The following is a 25,356-nucleotide window of genomic DNA, read 5'->3' on the forward strand; positions in this document are numbered from 1 at the left end:
TGCGATGATTCGTTGGGGTGTGATGCTGATTGCGGCGCTGCTGATGGCGGCGCCGGCGCAGGCGGACGACCGGGTCCGTGTGGTCGCGAGTTTTTCGATTCTCGGCGATTTCGTCCGCAACGTCGGTGGTGATCGGATCGAGGTCGCGACGCTGGTCGGGCCGAACGGCGACGCCCACGTCTATACTCCGTCGCCGACCGACGCCAAGACCATCGCAGACGCCAGGCTGGTGGTGGTCAACGGCCTCGGTCTCGAAGGCTGGCTGCCCCGGCTGGTGAAGTCGTCCGGCGGCAAGGCGACCATCGTGACCGCGACCAAGGGCGTCAAGCCGCGCGCCGCGGACGACGACCATGATCACGGTCACGGTGGTCACGACCACGGCAAGACCGACCCGCACGCCTGGCAGTCGGTCGGCAATGCCAAGATCTACGTGACGAACATCCGCGATGCGCTGATCGCCGCCGATCCGGCCGGCGCCGATGCCTACAAGGCCAATGCCGAGGCCTATCTCGCCAAGCTCGATGCGCTCGACCGCGACGTCCGCGCCGCCGTCGCGGCGATCCCCGCCGCCCGCCGCAAGGTGATCTCGACCCATGAGGCGTTCGGCTATTTCGCCGACGCCTACGGCGTGACCTTCATCGCCCCGCAGGGTGTTTCGACCGAATCCGAGGCCAGCGCCCGCGATGTCGCCACCATCATCAAGCAGATCCGCAAGGACAAGGTGCCGGCGGTGTTCCTGGAGAACATCAGCGATCCGCGGCTGATGCAGCGGATCAGCGCCGAGACCGGCGCCAAGATCGGCGGCACGCTGTATTCCGACAGTCTGACGGCCGAAAACGGCGAAGCTCCCACTTACATTGACATGGTCAGGCACAATATAAAGACGCTGACCGGCGCGCTGAGCAGTTAGCGGCCCCGGTCCCGCTGCATCCGGCAACCCGGCGGAGCGCGGTCCCCGCCATTTCCGGCCCCGACCTTCGAGACGCGCAAGCCGTGTGTTCAGGCCGGGGCTCCGTGCTGGAGCAAGTGCTGATGACCTCTACCGCCGCCTCGAAGATTCCCGTCACCGTCCTCACCGGCTATCTCGGTGCCGGCAAGACGACGCTGCTGAACCGCATCCTGTCGGAGAATCACGGCAAGAAGTATGCGGTGATCGTCAACGAGTTCGGCGAGATCGGCATCGACAACGACCTGATTATCGGGGCCGACGAAGAAGTGTTCGAGATGAACAACGGGTGCGTCTGCTGCACCGTGCGTGGCGACCTGGTGCGGATTCTCGCCGGACTGATGAAGCGCAAGGGCAAGTTCGACGCGATCATCGTCGAAACCACCGGGCTCGCCGATCCGGCGCCGGTGGCGCAGACCTTCTTCGTCGACGAGGACGTGCAGAACGCCGCCCGGCTCGATGCGGTGGTCACCGTCGCCGACGCCAAATGGCTGAGCGAGCGGCTGAAGGATGCGCCGGAAGCCAAGAACCAGATCGCGTTCGCCGACGTCATCGTGCTGAACAAGACCGATCTGGTGACGCCCGCCGAACTCGCCGAGGTCGAGGCCCGGATCCGCGCGATCAACCCCTACGCCAAGCTGCATCGCACCGAGCGCTGCCAGGTCGCGCTCGCCGATGTGCTGGAGCGCGGCGCGTTCGATCTCGACCGGATTCTCGAGATCGAGCCGGACTTCCTCGAGGCCGACGATCACGACCACCATCATGATCACGACCATGGTCACCATCACCACGGCCACGACCATCATCACGGCCACGGTCTGAAGCACTACCACGACGAGCACATGCAATCGCTGTCGCTGAAGAGCGACAAGCCGCTCGACCCTGCCAAGTTCATGCCCTGGCTGCAGCAATTGGTGCAGACCGAAGGCGGCAAGATCCTGCGCTCCAAGGGCATCCTCGCCTTCAGGGGCGATGACGACCGCTACGTATTCCAGGGTGTGCACATGATGCTGGAAGGCGATCATCAGCGCGCCTGGCGGGACGGCGAGGTGCGCGAGAGCCGCGTGGTGTTCATCGGTCGCGATCTGCCCGAACAGGCGATCCGCGACGGCTTCGACAAGTGCATCGCGTCATGAGCGGCTTCGATACGCCCGGCGAAGCCGGGTCGATCGCCTCGGTCACCGATCGGGTGAAGCCGGTCACGGTCGAAGGCGGCGCCGGCGCGGTTCACTTCCTCGGCGACACCGCGGTGTTCGTCGGCACCGAGGAGAACGCGACACTGGTGACCGCAGACGGCACCGTCTCGACCGTTGCGCTGCACGGCGGTGGCATCCTCAGCGTGGCCTGCGACGGCAAGCGCATCGTTACCGGCGGCGACGACGGCAAGGTGATGCTGCTGGACGGCTCGGGCAAGTCTGAGACCTTCGCCACCGATGCCAAGCGGCGCTGGATCGACAATGTCGCGCTGCATCCGGACGGCGCGGTGGCGTGGTCGGCCGGCAAGATCGCCTATGTCCGCGCTCCGAAGGCCGAGGACAAGTCTTTCGAGGTGCCGTCCACGGTCGGCGGCCTCGCCTTCGCGCCAAAGGGGCTGCGGCTCGCGATCGCGCACTACAACGGTGTGACGCTGTGGTTTCCCAACATGGCCGGCAACGCCGAAGTGCTCGAATGGGCGGGCTCGCATCTCGGCGTGATGTTCAGTCCCGACAACCGCTTCCTGGTCACCGCGATGCACGAGCCGGCGCTGCACGGCTGGCGACTCGCGGACTCCAAGCACATGCGGATGACCGGCTATCCGGGGCGGGTGCGGTCGATGGCCTGGACGGTCGGCGGCAAGGGGCTCGCCACCTCCGGCGCCGATGCGGTGATCATCTGGCCGTTCGCCAGCAAGGACGGGCCGATGGGCAAGCAGCCGGCGATGCTGGGGCCGCTCGAGGCACGGGTCAGCGCCGTCGCCTGTCATCCCAAGAACGACATCTTCGCCGCCGGCTACAGCGACGGCACCGTGCTGCTGGTGCGGATGAGCGACGGCGCCGAAATTCTCGCCCGGCGCAACGGCACCCCACCGGTCGCCGCATTGGCCTGGAACGCCAAGGGCACGCTGCTGGCGTTTTCCGACGAGGATGGTGCGGCCGGCATCCTTCCGCTGTAAGAGGAAGCCGTCTTTCGACTGCGGACGACTTCCGATGCGTTTCCTGACCACCTTCCAGACCGCCGATTTCTTCGACACGCTGGTCAGCCTCTCCGTGGCCTTCGTGCTCGGCATGCTGATCGGAGCCGAACGGCAGTATCGGACCCGTGCCGCGGGACTGCGCACCAACGTCCTGGTGGCGGTCGGCGCGGCCGCCTTCGTCGACCTGGCGATGCACCTCAAGGGTGTCGAGGGCACGGTGCATGTGATCGCCTATGTGGTGTCCGGCATCGGCTTTCTCGGCGCCGGGGTGATCATGAAAGAGGGCATGAACGTCCGCGGCCTCAACACCGCGGCGACGCTGTGGAGTTCGGCCGCGGTCGGTTGCTGTGCAGGCGCCGACCTCGCCGCGCAGGCCGCGGCACTGACCGTATTCGTGATCGCCGGAAACACGCTGCTGCGGCCGTTGGTCAATGCCATCAACCGTATCCCGTTCGACGAGCGCACCTCGGAAGCGACCTATTCGGTGCGTCTCACCGCCGGGAGCGCCGCCGCCGGCCGGCTGCGCGAGCATCTCGAAGAAAAGCTGGAGCAGGCCGACTATCCGGTCGCGGATGTCGAGGTCGAATCCGTCGAGCACGCCGACGACAAGGTCGAGATCGTCGCCACGCTGGTCTCGACCGCTGTGGAGCCCAATGAGCTCGATGCGGTGGTGGCAGAACTCGGCAAGGAGCCGGGCGTCGAACACGCCGCCTGGGAAACCAGCACTAAAGATTGATTTAACCTTGTCGGCAAATGCGACCGTTCCGGAACCCGGTGCGACACCGGAACCCGGAACGATGCCCCCGCGCGCCGGTTGGTTCGGGCGAGGAAGGGACGAGGATCATGACAGCAGACGACAACGACAAGGAGCGCGGTCTGAGGCGGGATCTGGTGCTGGCCGGCGTGCTGATCGCCGCGGGCGTGGCACTGTCCGGGCTGTCGCTGACCCAGATCGACACCCGCACCGGCGGGCTGCAGTTCGCCCAGGCGACCCCGCAGCCGCCGAGTTCGACACCCGGCGCGGAGCACAGGCCGGCTGCATCGCAGGACGCGCAGCCGACCGGCGCGCGGCCCCACGACATTCCGCCACAGCCCGCCCGTCCTGACCAGGACGCGGTGCAGTCCGGCGCCAGGCCGGCGCTGCCGCCTGCGCCGCCGGAGAAGATCGGCGAACCGATCAAGCCGAAGGGCGGCTGAACCGACGACAGTTAGAAACGGAAGATTGAACCTGGCCGGGCCGCGTTTCGCGAGCCCGGTCTTTCTTTGCTGTGCGCACGGCAGCGATCGCGCGGTCGGCAGGAGATTCGGGTTCGCGCTTCGCGCGCCCCGGAATGACTCGGGGTGGGGCAATTGGGATCACACCGTCATTCCGGGGCGCGAGCGCAGCTCGCGAACCCGGAATCTCGAGGTGTTCTGGCAGAAGGCGGACAACGCGAACGCTGTCCGCCCAAAGGCCGTCCGGCGACTCAGCGCACCAGGACGTTCTTGAACTGCCACGGATCGGAGGTGTCGATGTCCTCCGGGAACAGGCCGGGGCGGTCGGTGAGCGGGGTCCAGTCGGTGTAGTAGCCCTTCACCGGGCCGAGATACGGCATCTGCACCTCGAGGCAGCGGCGGAAGTCCATCTCGTCGGCCTCGACGATGCCGGCTTCGGGGTTTTCCAGCGCCCACACCATGCCGGCCAGCACAGCCGACGACACCTGCATGCCGGTGGCGTTCTGATACGGGCAGACCTTGCGGGTTTCCTCGATCGAGAGCTGCGAGCCGTACCAGTAGGCGTTCTTGGCGTGGCCGTAGACCAGCACGCCGAGCTCGTCGATGCCATCGACGATCTCGTTCTCGTCCAGGATGTGCCACTTCGGCTGCATCTTGCCTTCTGCGCCGAACATCTCGTGCAGCGACAGCACCGCATCGTTGGCCGGGTGATAGGCGTAGTGGCAGGTCGGCCGGTACACCACGTTCTGGCCGTCGCGCACCGTGAAGTAGTCGGCGATCGAGATCGACTCGTTGTGGGTGACGAGGAAGCCGTACTGCGCGCCCGGGGTCGGGCACCAGGTGCGGACGCGGGTGTTGGCGCCCGGTTGCAGCAGGTAGATCGCGGCCTGACAGCCTTCGGTGTGCTTGCGGCCGTTGTCCGGGATCCACTTCTCGTGCGTGCCCCAGCCCAGTTCGGCCGGCTGCAGGCCTTCGGACACGAAGCCTTCGACCGACCAGGTGTTGACGAACACGTTCATCGGCTTCGGGGTCTTGGCGCGCTGGGTATCACGCTCGGCGATGTGGATGCCCTTGACGCCGAGCTTCTGAGCGAGCTGGCCCCAGCCTTCGCGGCTCTTCGGTTCGTTGATTTCGGTGCCGGTGTCGCGGGCGATGTCGAGCAGCGCCTGCTTGACGAGCCACGACACCATGCCGGGGTTGGCGCCGCAGGTCGACACCGCGGTGGTGCCGCCGGGATTCTTGGCCTTGGCGGCCAGCAGCGTCTCGCGCAGCGCGTAGTTGGAGCGCTTCTCCGGGCCGGCATTCTTGTCGAAATAGAACCCGAGCCAAGGCTCGACCACGGTGTCGATGTACAGCGAGCCGATCTCGCGGCACATCGTCATGATGTCGACCGAGCCGGTATCGACCGACAGATTGACGCAGAAGCCCTGGCCGCCGCCTTCGGTCAGCAGCGGGACCAGCAGTTCGCGGTAGTTGTCCTTGGTGACCGCCTGCTTGATGAAGCGGACGCCGTGCTTCTCGGCGAGTTCGCCGTCCGCGTGCGGATCGATGATCACGAACCGCTTCTTGTCGTACTCGAAGTGTCGCTCGATCAGGGGCAGCGTGCCCTTGCCGATCGAGCCGAAGCCGATCATCACGATGGGGCCGGTGATCTTGGCGTGGATCTTCGAAGTGGACGACATCAGGTTTGAACTCCGGACAGTGGGACAGGGATCACGCCGCTATGTGCGGACAGGACAGTTCGGGAATGTGACGGCGAGGTGAACTTCGGATGTCACCTGCGACCCGTAGGACGAGTGGTCAGTTCGGTTCGGACACGCTGAGTACCGTCAGGGAACGCCGTTCGCCCGACGGGGTCTCGAAACTGATCGACTGTCCGACCGAGAGGCCGATAAGGGCGGCACCGATCGGGGTCAATATCGAAATACGACCAGCTTCGACGTCCGCCTCGGTCGGATATACCAGCGTCACGTGTTTTTCCTTGCCGGTGGTATCGTCCCGGAAGGTCAGGGCGGATTCCATGCAGACGATCCCCGGCAGGGGGGCGCTGTCAGGGGCGACACTGGCGCGGGCGACCTCGCCGGCGAGGAATTCGGCCGTGGCCGGATAGCGCTGCGCGGCGACCTCGGCGAGTTGGCCGAGCCGTTCGGCATCACGGCTGCGGAGGGTAATCGGCGGGCGCTGGGTACGAATGGTCTGAATCATGTCTTTCACGGGTCCTTGTCACGCCGCGCGCCTGATGCGCATCGGCATTCACGGGATAAGTAGCAGTCTGAAAAAAGGGGAGAGGTCGTCGACGAGATCGTTAAGCCCGGACGGCGCACGCGCGCGCCCGGGTCACCTTCCTGCGTGAAGGCGACCGGCGCGCAGCATCAAACGGTTGCGGGGCAAGATCGTCATGATCGTCGGAACGTAGGGCTCCCCGCCCGAAAGTCAACGGGGAGCCGATTATCGTACAAATAGATGGACTTAGCTGCGGCGCTTGGCGGTGACTTCGATCTCGATCTTCATTTCCGGCTTGTACAGGCCGGCGACCGCGACAATCGTGGCCGCCGGGCGGATCTCGGAGAGGTTCTCGCCGCACACCGCGAACACCGCATCGGCATCCTTCGGGTCGGTGATGTAGTAGGTCGCCCGCACGATGTCTTCCATCGCAAAACCGGCTTCCTTCAGGGCTGCGCCGATCGTCTTGAAGCAGTTCCGGGTCTGCGAGGTGACGTCCTCGGGCAGTGTCATCGTGGTGTAGTCGTAGCCGGTGGTCCCGGAAACGAAGACGAAATCACCGTCGACCACGGCGCGGCTGTAGCCGGCAGTTTTTTCGAACGGCGATCCGGTGGAAATCAGGCGACGCGACATTGAAGCAATCCTGGAACTGAGAGAGACGGCAGCCAATGCCGCGTCTGGTTTTGCAAATCAAGGCCGAGACTGTCTCAGCCCTGACACACGATCGGGTTAAGCTGCGGTTGTTTCGGCTCCGCGGCCGCGCCGCCGGCGCAAGGCGTCGACGGCGATCTTGAGAGCGAACACGGCGAGCACCAGCACCGTGACACGCGGGCGCTTGGCCGGATCGCGCGGTGCGAAGACGCGGTGAGTCGGGCGCGGCAATCGAAGAAAACGCATCGGCCCCTCCTTACGCGGCGCGACGAAGACGCGCCCGCTCGGCGCGCGCCGGCTTGGCGGTGGTACCGGTGGCGACGATCAGGCCGGCGGCACCGTCGAGCGCGCCCTTGCGCAGTTCGAGGCCGAGCAGGCGGTCGCGCTCGAATGGGCCGGGCAGCGCCAGCGCATCCATCTTATCAGTCGTGAAGCCGAACCGCGCGTAGTACGGCGCGTCGCCGAGCAGGATCACCGCGCCGTGGCCGCGCGCGGCGGCTTCCGCCAGCGCCGCGCGCATCAGTGCGCCGCCGACGCCGAATTCGCGGCAGGACGGATCGACGGCGAGGGGGCCGAGCACGAGTGCGGCCCGGCCCCCTGCGTCGACATGCCAGAGCCGAACGGTGCCGACCAGCCGGCCTTGACGGACCGCGGAGAAGGCGAGGCCTTCCGCGGGCGCGCGTCCATCACGCAAACGCTGGCAGGTGCGCGCGTGGCGGTTTTCGCCGAAGCACGCATCCAGCAGGCGCTCACGCGCGGCAATGTCGGAGCTCTTTTCCGCACGGATCGCGAACGGAACGGCTGCGACGTTCAAGGCAGTCAGGGGGGCGAGGGTGTTCGTCATGGCACGTCGATCCCCACACTGTCCGGTGAACCGCACCGGCAGCGTGTTGTCAGCAAACAGCGATGTGACAGGGAGAGGCCGGCAAGCCGGCCTCGATTCTTCTTCTCCCTCTCCCGCTCGCGGGAGAGGGCCGGGGATGAGGGCGAGTCGCCCTTCCCCCACCCGGACCGCCTCCGATCCAACCTCCTCCGCAAGCGGAGAGGTGAACGGAGTTAGATGTGATAGGTCGCCAGCGGCGGGAAGCCGTTGAACGCCACCGCCGAGTAGGTCGACGTATAGGCGCCGGTGCCTTCGATCAGCAGCTTGTCGCCGATCTCCAGCGTCACCGGCAGCGGATACGGCAGCTTCTCGTACAGCACGTCGGCGGAGTCGCAGGTCGGGCCGGCGAGCACGCAGGGCGTCATCTCGGCGCCGTCGTGGCGCGATTTGATCGCGTAGCGGATCGACTCGTCCATCGTCTCGGCCAGACCGCCGAACTTGCCGATGTCGAGATACACCCAACGCGTCTCGTCGTCGTCGCTCTTCTTCGAGATCAGAACGACTTCGGTCTCGATCACGCCGGCGTTGCCGACCATGCCGCGGCCCGGCTCGATGATGGTCTCCGGGATCTGGTTGCCGAAGTGCTTGCGCAGCGCCCGGAAGATCGAGCGGCCGTACTGCACCACAGGCGGAACCTCCTTCAGATACTTGGTCGGGAAGCCGCCGCCCATGTTGACCATCGACAGGTTGATGCCGCGCTCGGCGCAGTCGCGGAACACCTGCGCGGCCATCGCCAGCGCACGGTCCCACGCCTTCACTTTGCGCTGCTGGGAGCCGACATGGAACGAGATGCCGTAGGCTTCCAGGCCGAGACGCTTGGCGACGTCGAGCACGTCGACCGCCATCTCCGGATCGCAGCCGAACTTGCGCGACAGCGGCCACTCGGCGCCGGCGCAGTCGTACAGGATGCGGCAGAACACCTTCGAGCCGGGCGCCACGCGCGCGATCTTCTCCACCTCGGCGGTGCAGTCGACCGAGAACAGGCGAATGCCGAGCTCGTAGGCGCGCGCGATGTCGCGCTCCTTCTTGATGGTGTTGCCGAACGAGATGCGGTCGGGGGTCGCTCCCGCGGCCAGCGCCATCTGGATTTCCTGCACCGAGGCGCAGTCGAAGCACGAGCCGAGCGAGGCCAGCAGCGACAGCACTTCCGGCGCCGGGTTGGCCTTGATCGCATAGAACACGCGGCTGTCCGGCAGCGCCTTGGCGAAATGCATGAAGTTGTCGCGGACCACTTCGAGGTCGACGACCAGGCACGGCTCGACGTCCAGACCCTTGGCGCGGCGGTCGCGCAGGAATTCGCGGATACGTTCGGTCATGGCACTCTCCCACGCGCCCAGCGACGGGCGCGAACCAAAACGATGGCGCTGGTCCGACGGCTTCAGCGCCGTCGCGCGATGGAGGCGCGGCGAGCGATCAGCTCGGACAAGCAGTTCTGCCTTGGATTGGTTGGGAAGGATCCCGCCCGCTCACTGGCAATGAAGGACAAGCCTCTTCGGTATTCGCGCCGGCTGATGGAAAGCCGGCAGAGACCAAAAAAGCCCGCTCCGTCGTTGCTTTAAGTCGCGTCCCCCGTTGAGAACGAGGTGCGCCGGTTCGCCTCCGGCTGTCAGTCACGGTTGCAAGAGAGGAAGCCACCTTCAACGGCATCTCTTGAGAGAGATGCTGGCCTCGTCGCGTGAACGCTGGGAGACCCTCGGCTCTTCATCCCTTGGCGGCTGTCCGGCCTCTTGTCCGGATACCTACCGACTGACACACGACCACGGGCACGTGCGAAATTGGGCAAGGGTGCAAATAGGTGTTTCGATGCCGGGTCGCAAGATTTTTTTTGTCTTAACCAGACAATTATCCGCCGTCGTCGCGGAGAGTTGCCGATCCACCACACCGGCAGCTACGAAGCTGAACGTTTGTTCAAGTTTTTCAATAACGACGGGGACAATTATGACGGCGGCGCGTCGGTCCCGAGGCTCCGGGCCGGATTGGATCAGGCGCGCCTGAAGAACGGTTCGATGCGCTGGGCGTTGCGAACGAAGCCGATCATGATCACCACGCCGAGGACGAACAGCACCGCCTGCAGGATGTGGGTGGCGTTGTCACCGAGGCCGAACAGGATTGCCAATGCCCACCCGCCGGCGAACGCGGCCCCGAACACCTCGGCGCCGATCAGGATCGCGGCGCTGATGACGGTGATGACGCTCGGCCAGGCGATCTGGCGAGATCCGGTAGCGGTGGCAGGCTTGCTCATGATTGGAAGGTCCTTCTGGCGGGCGCAATCTAGCGAAATCGCCCGCATCGGCAAGCGAAAGCGGATGATCTCCTAAAGTGTCAGCAGTGGGGCGTCCGGTTCAACCTGCGCAGATTACCCGCACGGCCACGGGAAACTGGGCGCAAAAAAGCCTCACCCGATGGTATATGTCGGACGTTTCCCAGACCCGAATTCAGGATGGATCGATGTCAGAGAGCTTCGGACCGATTGCCGCACCCGCTGACGTCGGCAATCCGCTGCTGGCCGCCTGGGCCACTCCGTTCGAGACGCCGCCGTTCGCCGAGATCATGCCCGAGCACTTCATGCCGGCGTTCGAGCAGGCATTCGCCGACCACTCTGCGGAGATCGCTGCGATCGTCAACGATCCGACCGAGCCGGACTTCGACAACACCGTCACGGCGCTGGAGCGATCCGGGAAGCTGCTGAACCGGGTCGCTGCGGTGTTTTACGATCTGGTGTCGGCGCATTCGAGCCCGGAACTGCTCAAGATCGACGAAGAGGTGTCGCTGCGGATGGCGCGGCACTGGAATCCGATCATGATGAATGCGGTGCTGTTCGGCCGGATCGCGGCGCTGCGCGACAAGCGCGACAGCCTTGAGCTCACGCCGGAGCAGAGCCGGCTGCTCGACCGCACCTATACCCGCTTCCACCGTGCCGGCGCCGGCCTCGACGAGACCGCCAAGGCACGCATGGCCGAGATCAACGAACGTCTGGCGCAGCTCGGCACCAGCTTCAGCCATCATCTGCTCGGCGACGAGCAGGACTGGATGATGGAGCTCGGCGACGGCGATACCGAGGGCCTGCCCGACAGCTTCGTGGCGGCGGCGCGCGCTGCGGCTGAAGAGCGCGGCCTGTCCGGCAAGGCCGTGGTGACGCTGTCGCGGTCGTCGGTCGAGCCGTTCCTGAAGATGTCGAGCCGGCGGGACCTGCGCGAGAAGGTGTATCGGGCCTTCATCGCCCGGGGCGACAACGGCAACGGCAACGACAACAACGCGATCATCGGCGAGATCCTGAGTCTGCGCGAGGAAAGCGCCAGGTTGCTCGGCTATCCGACGTTTGCGGCTTACCGCCTTGAAGACTCGATGGCCAAGACCCCGGAGGCGGTGCGCGGCCTGCTCGAGCGGGTCTGGAAGCCGGCGCGGGCTCGTGCGCTCGCCGACCGCGATGCGCTGCAGGAGCTGGTCGCCGAAGAGGGCGGCAACTTCAAGCTGGCGCCGTGGGACTGGCGCTATTACGCCGAGAAGCTGCGTCAGCGCCGCGCGAATTTCGACGACGCCGCGATCAAGCCCTATCTGACGCTGGACGGCATGATCGCCGCGGCGTTCGACACCGCCACCCGGCTGTTCGGCATCGCGTTCGAGGAGCGCAAGGACGTGCCGGTGTGGCATCCGGACGTCCGGGTGTGGGAGGTGAAGGATCAGGACGGCGCGCATCGCGGTCTGTTCTACGGCGACTATTACGCCCGGCCTTCGAAGCGCTCCGGCGCCTGGATGACGTCGCTGCGCGATCAGCAGAAGCTCGATGGCGCGGTGGCGCCGCTGATCATCAACGTTTGCAACTTCGCCAAGGGCGCCGGTGGCGAGCCGTCGCTGTTGTCGCCGGACGATGCCCGCACCCTGTTTCACGAGTTCGGCCACGGCCTGCACGGCATGCTGTCGGATGTGACCTACCCGTCGCTGTCCGGCACCAGCGTGTTCACCGATTTCGTCGAACTGCCGTCGCAGCTCTACGAGCACTGGCAGGAGCAGCCACAGGTGCTGCGGCAGTTCGCCCGGCACTATCAGACCGGCGAGCCGCTGCCCGACGATCTGCTTCAACGCTTCATCGCGGCCCGCAAGTTCGGCCAGGGTTTCGCCACCGTCGAATTCGTCTCCTCGGCGCTGCTCGATCTCGAATTCCACACCCAGCCCGCCGCCGGCATCGGCGAGATCCGCGCCTTCGAGCGCAAGGAACTCGACAAGATCGGTATGCCGGAAGAGATCGCGCTGCGGCACCGGCCGACCCAGTTCGGTCACATCTTCTCCGGCGATCACTACGCCTCGGGCTACTACAGCTACATGTGGAGCGAGGTGATGGACGCCGATGCGTTCGGGGCGTTCGAGGAGGCCGGCGATATCTTCGCAGCCGACGTGGCGAAGCGGCTGCGTGACGACATCTATGCGTCCGGCGGCTCGCGCGATCCGGAGGAAGCCTATGTGGCGTTCCGTGGCCGCAAGCCGGAGCCCGACGCGCTGCTGCGCCGCCGCGGCCTGCTCGACACACCGGAGGCCGCGTAGCCGCATGATCGGCCTCGTTCGCGGTGTCGCCGTCCGTTCCGCGCTGGTCGCGGCCGTGCTGGCCTTGGTCGGCTTCGGCACCGCCGACGCGCACCCGCACGTCTGGGTCACTTCGACGAGCGAACTGGTCTATGCGCCGGACGGCACGTTCACCGGCGTGCGGCATTCCTGGGCGTTCGACGACATGTTCACGGCGTATGCGATCCAGGGCATCGAGCCGAAGCAGAAGGGCGTCTACACCCGAGATGATCTGGCGCCGTTGGCGCAGACCAACGTCGAGTCGTTGAAGGAATTCGCTTACTTCACCTTCGCCAAGGCCGGCGGCAAGAAGCAGAAATTCGGCGAACCGGTCGACTATTATCTGTCCTACAAGGACAGCGTGCTGACGCTGCACTTCTTCCTGCCGCTGAAGACCCCGGTGAAGAGCAACGAATTGTCGGTCGAGGTGTTCGATCCGAGCTATTTCATCGACTTCTCGTTCGTCGAGAAGAATCCGGTCGGATTGGTTGGCGCGCCGCCCGGCTGCACGGTGAGTTTCCAGCGACCGAACGACGGCACCGCGACCGCACAGCGGATGAGCGAGGACAACTTCCTGAGCGGCGACAATTCCAACTATGGCGCGATGTTCGCCAACAAGATCGCGGTGACCTGCCCATGACGTCTCATCGCCGGTTTGCGTTTGTCACCTTGTTCGTCTGCATCGCCGCGCTCGTGCTCGGCGACGCCACGCTGCATGCGGCATTCGCGCACAATCCGTTCGGTGCGCCGAAGGGGGCGCCGGAGCCGCAGGCCGGGGGCATCGTCGGCTGGCTGCTGGCGCAGCAATCGGCGTTCTACAAGCAGATGTCGGCGACGATCCGCGCCGCCAAGGCCGATGGCAGTGCGGTGTGGACGCTGCTCGGCATTTCGTTCGCCTACGGCGTGTTCCATGCCGCCGGGCCGGGCCACGGCAAGGCGGTGATCTCGTCCTATCTGGTCGCCAACGAGGAAACCGCGCGGCGCGGCATCGCGCTGTCGTTCGTCTCGGCGATGCTGCAGGCGGTGGTCGCGGTGACGATCGTCGGAGTCTGTGCCTGGCTGCTCAACGCCACCGCCAGCACGATGTGCAGCGCCGAGCGGGCCATCGAGATCGGCAGCTACGCGCTGATCGCACTGTTCGGCGCCCGGCTGGTCTGGATCAAGGGCGGTGGCTTCTTCCGCGCGCTGCAGGTATCGATGCGCAAGCCGCAGCTCGCGATGGCCGGGGTGCCGGCGGCGCTGGTGGACCACGACCACCATCACCACGATCATGATCACCACCATGGCGCGCACGGCCATGCCCATGCCCGCGCGGCCCACGCCGACCACCATGACCACGGGCATGACCACGGTTCCGCGCACAACCATGCCCATGACGAACACCACCATCACCACGGCCCCGGCGAAGCCTGCGACCATTGCGGCCATTCGCACGGGCCGGAACCCAGCGCGCTCGCCGGCCCCGGCGGCTGGCGGCGCGGACTGGCCGCGGTGCTGACGGTCGGCATCCGCCCGTGTTCCGGCGCGATCCTTCTGATGGTGTTTGCGCTGGCTCAGGGCTTGTTCTGGGCCGGGATCGTCGCCACCTTCGTCATGGCGCTGGGCACCGCGATCACGGTCGCGACCATCGCGGTGGCTGCGGTGTCGGCAAAGGGGCTGGCCCGCAAGCTCGCCGCCCAGCGCGATGGCGGCGGCATGCTGGTGATGCGCGGGCTGGAGTTTGGCGCAGCCGGTGTGGTGCTGCTGCTCGGCTGCGGACTTCTCCTAGGATATGTCGCAGCCGAACGTGTGACGTGTCTTTAACCACCGGCCTGCAAATCTGCGTCTCGAGCGGCTGCGGCAAAACCCAGCGGCGTTTCGTGCGTAGATGATCAGGACACCACGGTCCGCCGAGCGGGATGCCGCGGTGCACGACGCACCGAACGTCACCGCATCGTCTTGACAACGATAGTCCAAAGCGCGAAGCCAAGCAGCAATATGAGCGTCATTGTTCCGATCCATGGACCTGCGATCGCCCTGGCGCCCGCGCCGGAGCGGGTCGGTGTGCTGTTGGTCAACCTCGGCACCCCCGACAGTTGCGACACCAAGGGCGTGCGCATTTACCTGCGCGAGTTCCTGTCCGATCCGCGGGTGATCGAAAACCAGGGTCTGTTCTGGAAGCTGGCGCTCAACGGCATCATCCTGAATACCCGTCCGGCCCGAAAGGCCAAGGACTACCAGAAGATCTGGAACCACGAAAAGAACGAGTCGCCGCTCAAGACCATCACCCGCGCCCAGGCCGAAAAGGTCGCCGCATCGCTGTCCGACCGTGGCCATCTGATCGTCGACTGGGCGATGCGCTACGGCAATCCGTCGCTGCGCGACCGGATCGAGGCGCTGGTGGCCAAGGGTTGCACCCGGCTGCTGGTGGTGCCGCTGTATCCGCAATATTCCGCCGCGACCTCGGCGACGGTGTGCGATCAGGCGTTCCGCGTGCTGCGCGAACTCCGCGCCCAGCCGACGTTGCGGGTGACGCCGCCGTATTATCGCGATCCGGCCTATATCGACGCGCTGGCGACCTCGATCAGATCGCACCTCGGTTCGCTGTCGTTCGAGCCGGAATTGATCGTGGCCTCGTTCCACGGCATGCCGCAGGCCTATATCGACAAGGGTGACCCGTATCAGGCGCAGTGCGTGGCGACCGTCGAGGCGCTGCGCGAGCGGATGGGCCTCGCCGACGACAAGCTGCTGCTGACCTTCCAGTCGCGATTCGGTTTCGACCAATGGCTGCAGCCCTACACCGACAAGACCATCGAGGCGCTGGCCAGCAAAGGCGTGCGCAAGATCGCCGTTGTGATGCCCGGATTCTCGGCCGATTGCCTGGAGACCCTCGAGGAGATCGCGCAGGAAAATGCCGAGATCTTCATGGAGCACGGCGGCGAGGAGTTCACCGCGATCCCCTGCCTCAACGATTCCGACGCAGGCATTCAGGTGATCCGCCAGCTCGTGCTGCGCGAACTGCAAGGCTGGCTCTAATCAAGGCTGGCTCGAATCAAGGCCGGCTTTGATCAAGGCCAGCCTTAGTCGAGGCTGGCTGCTGGTTGTCGGCTACAGTCAGCCTCTGCTCAATTCCGTCACTCTCGAACCTGTCTCGCTGCGGCGGCGACTCACCAGGGTTGCGTCCGGCCGGCGCAGCCATCACCATGCCGGCGCGAAAGGCGAAATCCGGCGAGGAGAGTTTGCATGTTTTATGATCTCAGCGGGTTCGATGTCTTCGTCATCGTTCTCGTCCTGCTGGTGATCCTGACGCTGTTCGCCGGCGTCAAGACGGTTCCGCAGGGGTTCGACTGGACGATCGAGCGGTTCGGCAAGTTCACCCGGACGCTGCCTCCCGGGCTCAACTTGATCATTCCGTATTTCGATCGTGTCGGCCGCAAGGTGAACATGATGGAGCAGGTGATCGAGATTCCCGAACAGGAGGTGATCACCAAGGACAACGCCACCGTGACGGTGGACGGCGTCGCGTTCTATCAGGTGTTCGATGCCGCCAAGGCGAGCTACGAGGTCGCCGATCTCAATCAGGCGATCGTGGTGCTGACCATGACCAACATTCGCTCGGTGATGGGGTCGATGGATCTCGACGCGGTGCTGTCGCATCGCGACGAGATCAACGTCCGGCTGCTCGAAGTGGTCGACGCCGCGGTGTCGCCCTGGGGACTGAAAGTCAACCGCATCGAGATCAAGGACATCGCGCCGCCGGCCGATCTGGTCGAGGCGATGGGCCGGCAGATGAAGGCCGAGCGCGTCAAGCGCGCCGAGATCCTGCAGGCCGAAGGCCAGCGCCAGTCGGAAATCCTGCGCGCCGAGGGCGCCAAGCAGAGCCAGATCCTGCAAGCTGAAGGCCGCCGCGAGGCGGCGTTCCGCGATGCCGAGGCGCGCGAGCGCTCCGCCGAGGCCGAGGCCCGCGCCACCCAGATGGTCAGCGAAGCGATCGCCAAGGGCGACGTCGCGGCTCTGAACTACTTCATCGCCGACAAATACATCAAGGCATTCGGCCAGCTCGCCGAATCGCCGAACCAGAAGGTGATCATGCTGCCGGTCGAGGCGATGAGCATGCTCGGCTCGCTTGCCGGCATCGGCGAGATCGCCAAGGCGACCTTCGGCGAGAGCGCAGCCTCCTCCGCGCAGGCTGCAGCCCGCCGCGGTTCGGTGCCGCCGACGACGCCGGTGCCGCCCGCACGGTGAGACGGAGGTTGCCGCCATGACCGGAATGTTCACCGCGCTCGGGGCCTGGAACTGGCTGATTCTCGGCCTGGCGCTGATGGCTCTGGAGTTGCTGGCGCCGGGGGTGTTTTTGTTCTGGCTCGGACTCGCGGCGTTGCTGGTTGGTCTGTTGGCGCTGCTGCTGGAGCCCGGATGGCAGCTCCAGATACTGTTGTTCGGGCTGTTCGCAGCGGCTGCGGTGCCGCTGTGGCGGCGGCTGGCGCGCGGCGGCGATGTCGAGGTTCATGCGACCAACCCGCACCTCAACCGTCGAACCGATGCTTTGGTGGGGCGCGAATTCACCCTGGAAAAGCCGATCGAAGGCGGCGTCGGCGCGGTGCGGATCGACGATACCGTCTGGCGGGTGTTCGGCCCGGATACGCCAGCCGGCAGCCGGGTGCGGATCGTGGCGGCGGATGGAGCGAAGCTGACGGTGGCTGCGGTTTAGACTCGAACGTTCTGGCCGCGAAAGATGGCCACATTGACATAGGTCGCAGCTATGATCATATTTAACACGGAGGCTCGGTCCGGTTGAAATCCCTTGCGGAGATCAGTCGGAGCATTGCCTCCTTTTCTATTTGGAGGCGTCTCCATACGGATCGAGCACGAGGACTATTCCCCGTGTCTTGAAGACCTGTTGGTCCCTGTATCCATCTCCCTCCCACTGCAAGCGAGCTAGTTTCGGACCGAACTCTCGAGCGATCTCGGAGCGGCTCGTTAGTTCTTTTCCCCATGCCACAGGGCGGAAGCCCCAGTTTATGCAATAAAGGCAGATGTCTGCAGCCTGGACGGCAACTGTCATCTCCGATGATACAAAAAGTGGCGCAGGAACGATCCAATAGGAGCGATTTCGCCCTGTTGCGGTTCTCGTGAAGTAACTCTCCATCCTTGAAACGAACTTCTTGTCGAGCGTTTTCTCGCTCTCGTCCATGACGATCAGCCCATGTTCATGCTGGGCTTCGAGAAAATAGTAGACGCGTTCGAACAGAAAGACGTGATCCTTACGGAGATAGTCAACGTGCTTGAACCCGCTCGGCTGTTTGGTCCCTCTCGGAATCGCGCAGGCGAACAGTCTGGCTTCGTGGGAGATCATCAGTTCGAACGCGCCGCGCGCCATCTCCAAACAGGCTTGTCCGTAGGCGGTGAACTCGGGCCGCGTTGGCGGCTGCCGACGAACTCCCTTGTCGAGAAAAGCGCGGGCAAGCTTTCGGCGTTCCTGGCCGATCAGTGGCTCGCCCTGAGCGGCCCAATTGAAGCGGTCTCCGCTCAGCAGTTTCGCGCCCTTGGCTTCCTTCTGGTATACAGCTAGCTGTGAGCTTTCAATAGGTTGTCCATCCGGTCCGGACCGAGGATGCTGAGGTTGCGAAGCTTCAGTGTCCAAGGAGGGACCGGATGAACATTCACAAGAATGCCCGTTTGACGCCGATTGGTCGAGAGCGGTTGGTGCAGGCGGTGTTGAGCGGGCAGACGCCGAAGGCCGCCGCACAAGCCGCAGGCGTCTGCCCGCGGACGGCCCGCAAATGGGTTGCCCGGTTCAAGGCCGAAGGGCGCGCAGGGCTTGCCGATCGCTCGTCGCGGCCGCGGCGGCTGTACAAGCCGACGCCAGTGGCGACCGTGGAGCAGGTCGAACGGCTGCGCCGTCAGCGTCTGACCGGCAAGCAGATCGCCGCCGATCTCGGCCTGTCGCCAGCCACCGTCAGCCGTATCCTGCGACGCCTGGGGCTCAACCGAATGCGTGACCTGGAGCCGGCCGAACCAGCCCGCCGCTACGAGTACGCCCATCCCGGCGACATGATCCACATCGACATCAAGAAGCTCGGCCGCTTCGACAAGATCGGCCATCGCATCACCGGCGATCGCACCGGCCAAAGCAACAGCCGCGGCGTCGGCTGGGAGTTCGTCCACGTCTGCATCGACGACGCCTCACGTGTCGCATTCTCGCAGATTTTCGCGGACGAGAAGGCCGTCAGCGCGATCGCCTTCCTCAAGGCCGCGATCGCCTATTACGCCAGCCTCGGCGTCACCGTTAGACGCGTCATGACCGACAACGGAAGCTGCTACATATCGACTGATTTCCGAAACGCCTGCCACGCTCTCGGGCTCAAGCATATCCGCACCAGGCCATACACACCTAAAACCAACGGCAAGGCCGAGCGCTTCATCCAAAGTGCTCTCAGGGAATGGGCTTACGCGCAGGCCTATCCGACCTCGACACGCAGGGCCGAGGAACTGCCGATCTGGCTGCATCGATACAATTGGCACCGCCCTCACGGCGGCATAAAATCACAGCCGCCAATCAGCAGACTCGGACTCTCCGAGGACAACCTGTTGAGGCTCCACAGCTAGCCGTGTCCCGAAGGCGTCTTCCTCTAACCGCTGCCAGCCCTGCACGAAGCTCCAGAGTTTCCCCGTGTGGAGCGCTATCCCGCCTCTGACTTCGAGCGGCGTGTTCTTGTGATCGTGGCCGCTCTCGTCGATGAAGAACAGCCAGCTCATGGTAGCCTACGCCACCCCGGCCCGCAGCAGGTCGTGCAGATGCACGATGCCGAGCGGCTTCTTGCCTTCGGCCACCAGCAGCGCGGTGATCTTCGAGGAGTTCAGCAGTTCCAGCGCCTGACCGGCGAGCAGGTTCGGGCTGATCGTCTTTGGATTCCGCGTCATCACCTCGTCGACGGTCGCGGTCATCAGGTCCGGCCGCATGTTGCGGCGGAGGTCGCCGTCGGTGACGATGCCGGCGATCTGGCCGTTCGCATCGATGATGCCGACGCAGCCGAAGCCCTTGGCGGACATCTCGACCAGCGCGTCCGACATCCGGGTGCCGAGCGGCTTCAGCGGCACCGCCTCGCCGGTGTGCATCAGGTCGCGGGCATATTTCAGCATCGCGCCGAGCTTGCCGCCGGGGTGCAGCACGCTGAAGTCTCTCGGGCTGAAGCCGCGACTTTCCAGAAGAGCAATGGCGAGCGCATCGCCGAGCGCCAGCATCATCAGCGACGAGGTCGTCGGCGCCAAATTGTGCGGGCAGGCCTCGCGGGCCTTCGGCAGCGTCAGCGACACATCGGCCGCGGTCGCCAGCGTCGAGGTCGGATCCGAGGTCATCGCCACCAGCGCGATCTTGAACCGCTTGGCGTAGTTGATCAGGTTCTTCATTTCCGGCTGCTCGCCGGACCACGACAGCGCCAGAATGATGTCGTCGGCGGTGATCATGCCGAGGTCGCCGTGACTCGCCTCGGAGGCGTGCACGAAGAATGCCGGGGTGCCAGTCGACGCAAAGGTCGCGGCAATCTTGCGGCCGATATGGCCGGACTTGCCGAGCCCGGTGATGATCAACCGGCCCTTGGCGTTTTGAATGAGGTCGATGGTGGCGGCGAAGCGCACGCCGAGATCGGCTTGCAGCGCGGTGGCGAGCGCCGTCACCCCGCTGGCTTCGGCCTCCAGGGTGCGCAGGGCCGAGGGAATTGCGGCGGCGGCTTGCTCGCTCATTGCGTGTGTCGTGATGCGGGTTTTGGACAGTGCCATGCAGGGTCTCCGGCATGGGCCGCGATGCGGCCGGGGCCCTTCCTAGCATGGTGCCGGCCGGGATGCGACGCGGCGCGTCGCGGCTCCACCCGTTTCTCAACCGCTCCTTAACCATAGTTGTTTTAACTCCATTAACGATGAGGAGCGCCGTGCGCTCCCGCCGCCTTGGTCCAGAATTCTGATTTCGTTGGAGTTTTTTGCTGTCGTGACGTGGGCTCCAGCACCGGGCCGCCGCCCCCGCGCAAGTTTGTGCGCCGGCGCCGCATGCCTGTCGCTCGCTGCGGTTGCCACAGCTCCCGCGGGTGCGCAGAGTCTGACGCGCGATCTGTTCAATCCCCAGCGGGGCGGTTTCGTCGCAGCCCAGGACTTGCCGTTGCGGCCGACTCCGGGCAGCGCGACCGCCGGGACGCTTCGGGCCGGCAACGTCTTCGTGCAGCCGGGCGATGATGCCGGCCCGCCGCTGCGCTCGACCTCGACGACCGGATGGAAGTCCGGCTCCGACGATGCCAATCGGGGCAACACCGGCGTCGCCTATGACGCGCTCAACCGCAGGCGCCAGAAGCCGACCTACTATCCCGGCGCGCCTCGGCCGAAGTCGATCGGTCCCGCCTCGCCGATGGTGACCCCGACGCCGCCACCCGCGCGCCCGCTGCCGCCGTCGCAGACCGCCGCCAAGCCGCCATTGCCGCCCGCGCTTGCCGGCCGGGTGCCGGGCCAGCCACCCCGGCGGCAGCTCAAGCTCGACAACGATCCGTTCGGCGCTGTCGGTGACTACGCCGGCAGCTTTCTGATCAAGGGCGCGCTCGAAGTCGGGGGCGGCTACGATTCCAACCCCGCCCGCACCAACACCGCGCGCGGCTCCGGCTTCTACAAAGTGTCGCCGGAACTGATGATCACGTCGGATTGGGAACGGCATGCGCTGGTCGCGGATCTGCGCGGCGCGTTCACCGGGTACGGCCACGACTTCAATCCGCCGGCCGGCACGGTTTCGCCGGCGCCGATCAGTCTCGATCGGCCGGAATTCAACGGCCATGTCGACGGCCGGATCGATGCCAGCCGCGACACCCGCCTGATCGGCCAGGGCCGGCTGATCGTCGGCACCGACAACCCGGGCAGCCCGAACATCCAGGCTGGCCTGATGAAATATCCGGTGTTCACCACCACCGGATTTTCGGGCGGCATCGATCAGAGCTTCAACCGTCTGCAGGTCACGGTGGTCGGCAATTTCGATCGCACCATGTATCAGGATTCACAGCTCACCGACGGCACCAGCGACTCCAACAAGGACCGCAACTACAATCAATACGGAGCCGTCGGCCGGGTCAGCTATGAACTGAAGCCGGGATTGAAGCCGTTCGTCGAAGTCGAGGGCGACACCCGCGTGCACGACCTTCCGGTCGACCGCTACAAATACCTGCGTGGTTCGGAGGGCGGCTACGCCAAGGGTGGCACCAGCTTCGAGCTGACGCGGCTGCTGACCGGCGAAGTCTCGATTGGCTACGCAGCGCGGACCTATGTCGATCCACGACTGGAAAAGCTCGGCGGCCTGCTCACTGCCGCCTCGCTGGTGTGGACGGTGACGCCGCTGACCACGGTGAAGTTCAACGCCGACACCACGATCGCCGAATCGCCTTTGCCCGGGGTCTCGGGCGTGTTCACCCACACCTATACGGCCGAGGTCGACCACGATCTGCGACGCTGGCTGACCGCGATCGGCAAATTCACCTACGCCACCTACGACTACCGGGGCTCCGGCCGCTCCGATCGGCTCAACTCGATCGAAGGCAATCTGATCTACAAGCTGAACCGGTCGTTATGGGTGAAGGGCCAGCTCCGCTACGACAAGCTGGATTCCAATGTCGTCGGCGGCAGTTACGACGCCACCGTGGTGATGCTCAGCGTCCGGCTGCAGAACTGAAGCGGCATCGTCAGAGTACCCGAGACACGCCGGGGAACTGCAAACGGGGCAGGCCTTCCGGCGCACGCGCTACATCAGCCTCGCCAGCGCGAACGATCGGTCTTCATTCGCCTGAAGCGCACGCCGGAACCGTCCGGCAGCCGGGTGGCGATGTAGCCGGCGGCGAGGCAGGCTTCCCGCTGCGGCATGTGCTCGTCCGGCGCATAGGTCGAATCCCACCAGGCGGCACGTTGCGATGCGCGCGGCAGGTCGAAGCCCAGCATCTCCTCGATCTCGGCCATGCTCAGCACAAGCTCCGGTACGGTCTGCCGGGCAAGGTACTCTCGTAATGGTTCGAAGTTCTTCATCGGCCACGTCAAGATGGTTCGAAAGGGAGGAGGGCGACCGAACGCCTCGGCGTGTCGCCGGGTTCGTTCATCGGCCAGGGCTTACGGCCCGGGGTGAAAGCGGGTGTTAACCGCACGCTATGTCAATAGCTCAACTTAAGCGCTCCGCAAGACATTGCGTAGAACCTGTTCCGATGGATACGCACGGTCTTCTCGACACCATCAAGAAAGAGATCCACCGCCGCCGCCGGATCTCGGCCAGGCTGATGGTGGGATTCTCGCTGGTGACCGTGCTGGGTTTTTCCGCGGTGTGCGGCAGCGTGCTGCTCGATATGCGGCGTGGCGCCGAAGAGCTGGCGCGACAGACGCTGGAGAATCTCGCCGCATCGATCGATGCCGACATCAATCGCAACATCGAGCTGTACGACGCCTCGCTGCGTTCGGTCGCCAATAATCTGCTGCTGCCCGAACTGCGTTCCGTCTCCCCGCCGATCGATCGCTTGATCCTGTTCGATCATCTCGTTCCGGCTCCGCATCTCGGCGCGATCCGGGTCTATGACGAGCACGGCGACCTGACCCGCGATTCGGCGGTGCTGCACCCGGCAAAGGAGAACCGGAGCGACCAGCCGTTCTTCGCCGTCCATCGCGACGAGCCGTATTTCGGGCTGTACATCAGCGGCCCGCAGCAGCTCGACGGTCAATATTCGGTGGTGGTCAGCCGAAGGATCAACGGTCCCGGCGGGCAGTTCCTCGGCGTCGTCGCCGGCTCGATCAAGTTCGGCTACTTCCAGGATCTGTTCAAGCGGCTGCGGCTTCGGCCCAACGACATGATCGCGGTGCTCGCCCAGGACGGCACCCTGGTGGTCCGGAACCCGTTCACCCAGGAGCTGATCGGCAAGAACATGATGTTCACGCCGGGCGTCCAGAAGATGTTCGAACGTCGCAACGGCTGGTTTGCGGGTGTGGGAACGGTGGACGGCGTGCAGCGGATGTTCGTCTGGAGCGACAGCACCAAGCCGCTGGTGGTGCTGGTGGCGAAGTCGTGGGACGACATCTACGCGATGTGGCGCCGCGAGGCGACCTGGATCGGCATCGTGCTGTTGGTTCTCGCCACTTTCGTGGCCGCCGTGACGGTGTTCTTTCTTCGCGAGATCGATCGTCGGGCTCAGGCCGAGCGCCAACTCGAGGAACTCGCCATCACTGATCCGCTGACCGGCCTGACCAACCGGCGCAAATTCGATGCGGCGATCGACACAGAATGGCGCCGCGCCATCCGGCAGAACACCCCGATCGCGCTGCTGATGATCGATGCCGATCACTTCAAGGCTTACAACGACCGCTTCGGTCATCAGGCCGGCGATCAGATGCTGGTCGGCATCGCAGTGTGCATCGCAGATACCGTGCAACGCGCGGGCGACTGCGCCGCGAGATTCGGCGGCGAGGAATTTGCCGTGCTGTTGCCTGGCCTGACGGCATCGGCGGCCGAAGCCGTGGCCGAAACCATCCGGCGCAAGGTCCAGGAATGGTCGGATATCGAAGGCGGCGTGACCGTGTCGGTCGGGGTCGCCAGCACCACGCCGGCTGCCGCGCATCAGTGGCATGATCTGGTCGAGGCCGCCGACCGCGCGCTGTATGCAGCCAAGGAGCTCGGCCGCAACCGCTGCGTCGTCGCCGTGCGGGGCGAGGTCACGCTGGTGGCGTAACCTCTCCGGCGCTTCGGTACCGCGCGATTATTTGTCGAGATAACGTTTCATGTCGTCGATCAGGGCGTCGCGCAGGTCGTCGCGCTGCATTGCAAACGCGATGTTGGCGCGCAGGAAGCCGGCCTTCGATCCGCAGTCGTGTCGCTCGCCCTCGAACTCCACGCCATAGAATTTCTGGGTCTTCGACAGCCCGATCATCGCGTCGGTGAGTTGAATCTCGCCGCCGGCGCCGCGCTCCTGCGTCGCCAGGATCTTGAAGATCTCGGGCTGCAGGATGTAGCGCCCGGTGATCGACAGGTTCGACGGCGCCGTGCCGGGAGCCGGTTTCTCGACCATGCCGTCGACCTCGAACACCTTGCCGGTCCGCTTGCCGACGCCGCAGATGCCGTACTGGTGGGTGCGGTCGGCCGGCACTTCTTCCACGGCGATGACGTTGGCCTTGTCGCCGAGCTTCTCGGCGGCCTGGATCATCTGCTTCAGGCAGCCCGGAGTATTGAGCACCAATTCGTCCGGCAGCACCACCGCGAACGGCTCGTTGCCGACGATGTCGCGCGCGCACCACACCGCGTGGCCGAGCCCGTGCGGCGCCTGCTGGCGGGTGAAGCTCATCGCGCCGGCCTCCGGCTGGTCCCGCGCCAGGATCTCCATCTCGTTCTTCTTGTTGCGCTTCTCCAGCGTGACATCGAGTTCGAACTGACGGTCGAAGTGGTCCTCGATCATGCCCTTGTTGCGCCCGGTGACGAACACGAAGTGTTCGATGCCCGCTTCCCGCGCTTCGTCGACGACGTACTGGATCAACGGCTTGTCGACGATCGTCAGCATCTCCTTCGGCATCGCCTTGGTGGCGGGGAGAACGCGGGTGCCGAGGCCGGCGACCGGGAAGACGGCTTTGCGGATTTTCATGAGCTGGGAATCTTTCGAGAGGGACGTGAGGGCGAAACCGGACGGTCTTGCAGCCTGCAACCAAGGCGGATGTGTGAAGTTCCGAAACGCGGCGTGCAGC

The 25,356-nt window shown here is 65.1% G+C and carries 24 protein-coding genes; 14 read left to right on the top strand and 10 right to left on the bottom strand.

Annotated features, from left to right (window positions below; genetic code table 11):
* The first annotated feature begins 4 nt into the window (after positions 1-4).
* The 5 genes from FLL57_RS00495 (at position 5) to FLL57_RS00515 (ending at position 4,316) form a co-directional block, all read left to right on the top strand.
* Entirely contained in the window at positions 5-910 is a 906-nt protein-coding gene (locus tag FLL57_RS00495) for a metal ABC transporter substrate-binding protein (RefSeq protein WP_013500811.1), read from the top strand.
* A 122-nt stretch (positions 911-1,032) separates the two neighbouring features.
* The gene (locus tag FLL57_RS00500) at positions 1,033-2,082 is read left to right on the top strand and encodes a CobW family GTP-binding protein (protein ID WP_142881859.1); all 1,050 of its coding nucleotides are present in this window, start codon (positions 1,033-1,035) and stop codon (positions 2,080-2,082) included.
* Positions 2,079-3,098: a WD40 repeat domain-containing protein gene (locus tag FLL57_RS00505; protein WP_013500813.1), complete on the top strand. Its 1,020-nt coding sequence runs from the start codon at positions 2,079-2,081 to the stop codon at positions 3,096-3,098. Before FLL57_RS00500 ends, FLL57_RS00505 begins: the two co-directional genes overlap by 4 nt.
* A 34-nt stretch (positions 3,099-3,132) precedes the next feature.
* On the top strand, positions 3,133-3,855 hold the full coding sequence (locus FLL57_RS00510) for an MgtC/SapB family protein (RefSeq protein ID WP_013500814.1): 723 nt from the start codon (positions 3,133-3,135) through the stop codon (positions 3,853-3,855).
* Positions 3,856-3,962: 107 nt separating this feature from the next.
* A complete protein-coding gene (locus FLL57_RS00515; RefSeq protein ID WP_013500815.1) occupies positions 3,963-4,316 on the top strand; it encodes a hypothetical protein in 354 nt (117 codons plus the stop codon).
* Between the two features lie 269 nt (positions 4,317-4,585).
* Here FLL57_RS00515 and FLL57_RS00520 read toward each other — a convergent pair whose 3' ends face one another.
* From FLL57_RS00520 to FLL57_RS00550, 6 genes are all read right to left on the bottom strand, one after another.
* A complete protein-coding gene (locus tag FLL57_RS00520; RefSeq protein ID WP_013500816.1) occupies positions 4,586-6,016 on the bottom strand; it encodes a homospermidine synthase in 1,431 nt (476 codons plus the stop codon).
* Positions 6,017-6,134: 118 nt separating this feature from the next.
* The gene (gene rnk, locus FLL57_RS00525; RefSeq protein ID WP_013500817.1) at positions 6,135-6,539 is read right to left on the bottom strand and encodes a nucleoside diphosphate kinase regulator; all 405 of its coding nucleotides are present in this window, start codon (positions 6,537-6,539) and stop codon (positions 6,135-6,137) included.
* Positions 6,540-6,803: 264 nt separating this feature from the next.
* Positions 6,804-7,190, bottom strand: coding sequence for a RidA family protein (locus FLL57_RS00530; protein WP_013500818.1), 387 nt, complete (start codon positions 7,188-7,190; stop codon positions 6,804-6,806).
* Between the two features lie 274 nt (positions 7,191-7,464).
* Entirely contained in the window at positions 7,465-8,052 is a 588-nt protein-coding gene (locus FLL57_RS00535) for a GNAT family N-acetyltransferase (protein WP_013500820.1), read from the bottom strand.
* A gap of 212 nt (positions 8,053-8,264) precedes the next feature.
* The gene (locus FLL57_RS00540; RefSeq protein WP_013500821.1) at positions 8,265-9,407 is read right to left on the bottom strand and encodes a type III PLP-dependent enzyme; all 1,143 of its coding nucleotides are present in this window, start codon (positions 9,405-9,407) and stop codon (positions 8,265-8,267) included.
* Positions 9,408-10,072: 665 nt separating this feature from the next.
* Positions 10,073-10,333: a hypothetical protein gene (locus FLL57_RS00550; RefSeq protein WP_013500822.1), complete on the bottom strand. Its 261-nt coding sequence runs from the start codon at positions 10,331-10,333 to the stop codon at positions 10,073-10,075.
* A 206-nt stretch (positions 10,334-10,539) separates the two neighbouring features.
* Between FLL57_RS00550 and FLL57_RS00555 the strand changes: the two genes are divergently transcribed.
* The 6 genes from FLL57_RS00555 (at position 10,540) to FLL57_RS00580 (ending at position 17,338) form a co-directional block, all read left to right on the top strand.
* Positions 10,540-12,630: a M3 family metallopeptidase gene (locus tag FLL57_RS00555; protein WP_142881860.1), complete on the top strand. Its 2,091-nt coding sequence runs from the start codon at positions 10,540-10,542 to the stop codon at positions 12,628-12,630.
* 4 nt (positions 12,631-12,634) lie between these two features.
* The gene (locus tag FLL57_RS00560) at positions 12,635-13,288 is read left to right on the top strand and encodes a DUF1007 family protein (RefSeq protein WP_142881861.1); all 654 of its coding nucleotides are present in this window, start codon (positions 12,635-12,637) and stop codon (positions 13,286-13,288) included.
* Positions 13,285-14,451, top strand: coding sequence for a nickel/cobalt transporter (locus FLL57_RS00565; protein ID WP_142881862.1), 1,167 nt, complete (start codon positions 13,285-13,287; stop codon positions 14,449-14,451). The genes FLL57_RS00560 and FLL57_RS00565 overlap by 4 nt, the downstream gene beginning before the upstream one ends.
* 174 nt (positions 14,452-14,625) lie before the next feature.
* On the top strand, positions 14,626-15,663 hold the full coding sequence (gene hemH / locus FLL57_RS00570) for a ferrochelatase (protein WP_142881863.1): 1,038 nt from the start codon (positions 14,626-14,628) through the stop codon (positions 15,661-15,663).
* A gap of 207 nt (positions 15,664-15,870) precedes the next feature.
* Complete coding sequence (locus FLL57_RS00575; protein ID WP_142881864.1) at positions 15,871-16,872, top strand: SPFH domain-containing protein; 1,002 nt, start codon at positions 15,871-15,873, stop codon at positions 16,870-16,872.
* 16 nt (positions 16,873-16,888) lie between these two features.
* On the top strand, positions 16,889-17,338 hold the full coding sequence (locus FLL57_RS00580; RefSeq protein ID WP_142881865.1) for an NfeD family protein: 450 nt from the start codon (positions 16,889-16,891) through the stop codon (positions 17,336-17,338).
* Between the two features lie 126 nt (positions 17,339-17,464).
* Here the strand turns inward: FLL57_RS00580 and FLL57_RS00585 are convergent, their stop codons facing one another.
* Positions 17,465-18,271: a DUF3800 domain-containing protein gene (locus FLL57_RS00585; protein WP_142881866.1), complete on the bottom strand. Its 807-nt coding sequence runs from the start codon at positions 18,269-18,271 to the stop codon at positions 17,465-17,467.
* Between the two features lie 11 nt (positions 18,272-18,282).
* On the opposite strand from FLL57_RS00585, the gene FLL57_RS00590 reads away from it, so the two are divergent.
* The gene (locus FLL57_RS00590; RefSeq protein ID WP_013503409.1) at positions 18,283-19,236 is read left to right on the top strand and encodes an IS481 family transposase; all 954 of its coding nucleotides are present in this window, start codon (positions 18,283-18,285) and stop codon (positions 19,234-19,236) included.
* A 156-nt stretch (positions 19,237-19,392) separates the two neighbouring features.
* Here FLL57_RS00590 and FLL57_RS00595 read toward each other — a convergent pair whose 3' ends face one another.
* Positions 19,393-20,406: a KpsF/GutQ family sugar-phosphate isomerase gene (locus FLL57_RS00595; protein WP_013500830.1), complete on the bottom strand. Its 1,014-nt coding sequence runs from the start codon at positions 20,404-20,406 to the stop codon at positions 19,393-19,395.
* 205 nt (positions 20,407-20,611) lie between these two features.
* Here FLL57_RS00595 and FLL57_RS00600 point away from each other — a divergent pair, with 205 nt between their 5' ends.
* Complete coding sequence (locus FLL57_RS00600; protein ID WP_013500831.1) at positions 20,612-22,324, top strand: outer membrane beta-barrel protein; 1,713 nt, start codon at positions 20,612-20,614, stop codon at positions 22,322-22,324.
* A 74-nt stretch (positions 22,325-22,398) separates the two neighbouring features.
* Here FLL57_RS00600 and FLL57_RS00605 read toward each other — a convergent pair whose 3' ends face one another.
* A complete protein-coding gene (locus FLL57_RS00605) occupies positions 22,399-22,671 on the bottom strand; it encodes a DUF7662 domain-containing protein (protein WP_013500832.1) in 273 nt (90 codons plus the stop codon).
* A 173-nt stretch (positions 22,672-22,844) separates the two neighbouring features.
* On the opposite strand from FLL57_RS00605, the gene FLL57_RS00610 reads away from it, so the two are divergent.
* Positions 22,845-24,353, top strand: coding sequence for a sensor domain-containing diguanylate cyclase (locus FLL57_RS00610; RefSeq protein ID WP_013500833.1), 1,509 nt, complete (start codon positions 22,845-22,847; stop codon positions 24,351-24,353).
* Between the two features lie 27 nt (positions 24,354-24,380).
* On the opposite strand, the gene galU is transcribed toward FLL57_RS00610, so the two are convergent.
* On the bottom strand, positions 24,381-25,256 hold the full coding sequence (gene galU, locus FLL57_RS00615) for a UTP--glucose-1-phosphate uridylyltransferase GalU (RefSeq protein WP_013500834.1): 876 nt from the start codon (positions 25,254-25,256) through the stop codon (positions 24,381-24,383).
* Positions 25,257-25,356: the final 100 nt, after the last annotated feature.

Origin of the sequence: Rhodopseudomonas palustris, assembly GCF_007005445.1 — a bacterium.
In the GTDB taxonomy this organism is placed as follows: domain Bacteria; phylum Pseudomonadota; class Alphaproteobacteria; order Rhizobiales; family Xanthobacteraceae; genus Rhodopseudomonas; species Rhodopseudomonas palustris_G.

Excerpts from the sequence above, each read along its gene's own strand:
- FLL57_RS00510 (WP_013500814.1), top strand. The coding sequence starts at position 3,133 with ATGCGTTTCCTGACCACCTTCCAGACCGCCGATTTCTTCGACACGCTG.
- FLL57_RS00520 (WP_013500816.1), bottom strand. The coding sequence starts at position 6,016 with ATGTCGTCCACTTCGAAGATCCACGCCAAGATCACCGGCCCCATCGTG.
- FLL57_RS00555 (WP_142881860.1), top strand. The coding sequence starts at position 10,540 with ATGTCAGAGAGCTTCGGACCGATTGCCGCACCCGCTGACGTCGGCAAT.
- FLL57_RS00505 (WP_013500813.1), top strand. The coding sequence starts at position 2,079 with ATGAGCGGCTTCGATACGCCCGGCGAAGCCGGGTCGATCGCCTCGGTC.
- rnk (WP_013500817.1), bottom strand. The coding sequence starts at position 6,539 with ATGATTCAGACCATTCGTACCCAGCGCCCGCCGATTACCCTCCGCAGC.
- FLL57_RS00540 (WP_013500821.1), bottom strand. The coding sequence starts at position 9,407 with ATGACCGAACGTATCCGCGAATTCCTGCGCGACCGCCGCGCCAAGGGT.
- galU (WP_013500834.1), bottom strand. The coding sequence starts at position 25,256 with ATGAAAATCCGCAAAGCCGTCTTCCCGGTCGCCGGCCTCGGCACCCGC.
- FLL57_RS00515 (WP_013500815.1), top strand. The coding sequence starts at position 3,963 with ATGACAGCAGACGACAACGACAAGGAGCGCGGTCTGAGGCGGGATCTG.
- FLL57_RS00595 (WP_013500830.1), bottom strand. The coding sequence starts at position 20,406 with ATGGCACTGTCCAAAACCCGCATCACGACACACGCAATGAGCGAGCAA.
- FLL57_RS00550 (WP_013500822.1), bottom strand. The coding sequence starts at position 10,333 with ATGAGCAAGCCTGCCACCGCTACCGGATCTCGCCAGATCGCCTGGCCG.
- FLL57_RS00605 (WP_013500832.1), bottom strand. The coding sequence starts at position 22,671 with ATGAAGAACTTCGAACCATTACGAGAGTACCTTGCCCGGCAGACCGTA.
- hemH (WP_142881863.1), top strand. The coding sequence starts at position 14,626 with ATGAGCGTCATTGTTCCGATCCATGGACCTGCGATCGCCCTGGCGCCC.
- FLL57_RS00535 (WP_013500820.1), bottom strand. The coding sequence starts at position 8,052 with ATGACGAACACCCTCGCCCCCCTGACTGCCTTGAACGTCGCAGCCGTT.
- FLL57_RS00580 (WP_142881865.1), top strand. The coding sequence starts at position 16,889 with ATGACCGGAATGTTCACCGCGCTCGGGGCCTGGAACTGGCTGATTCTC.
- FLL57_RS00590 (WP_013503409.1), top strand. The coding sequence starts at position 18,283 with ATGAACATTCACAAGAATGCCCGTTTGACGCCGATTGGTCGAGAGCGG.
- FLL57_RS00530 (WP_013500818.1), bottom strand. The coding sequence starts at position 7,190 with ATGTCGCGTCGCCTGATTTCCACCGGATCGCCGTTCGAAAAAACTGCC.
- FLL57_RS00575 (WP_142881864.1), top strand. The coding sequence starts at position 15,871 with ATGTTTTATGATCTCAGCGGGTTCGATGTCTTCGTCATCGTTCTCGTC.
- FLL57_RS00610 (WP_013500833.1), top strand. The coding sequence starts at position 22,845 with ATGGATACGCACGGTCTTCTCGACACCATCAAGAAAGAGATCCACCGC.
- FLL57_RS00495 (WP_013500811.1), top strand. The coding sequence starts at position 5 with ATGATTCGTTGGGGTGTGATGCTGATTGCGGCGCTGCTGATGGCGGCG.
- FLL57_RS00565 (WP_142881862.1), top strand. The coding sequence starts at position 13,285 with ATGACGTCTCATCGCCGGTTTGCGTTTGTCACCTTGTTCGTCTGCATC.
- FLL57_RS00560 (WP_142881861.1), top strand. The coding sequence starts at position 12,635 with ATGATCGGCCTCGTTCGCGGTGTCGCCGTCCGTTCCGCGCTGGTCGCG.
- FLL57_RS00500 (WP_142881859.1), top strand. The coding sequence starts at position 1,033 with ATGACCTCTACCGCCGCCTCGAAGATTCCCGTCACCGTCCTCACCGGC.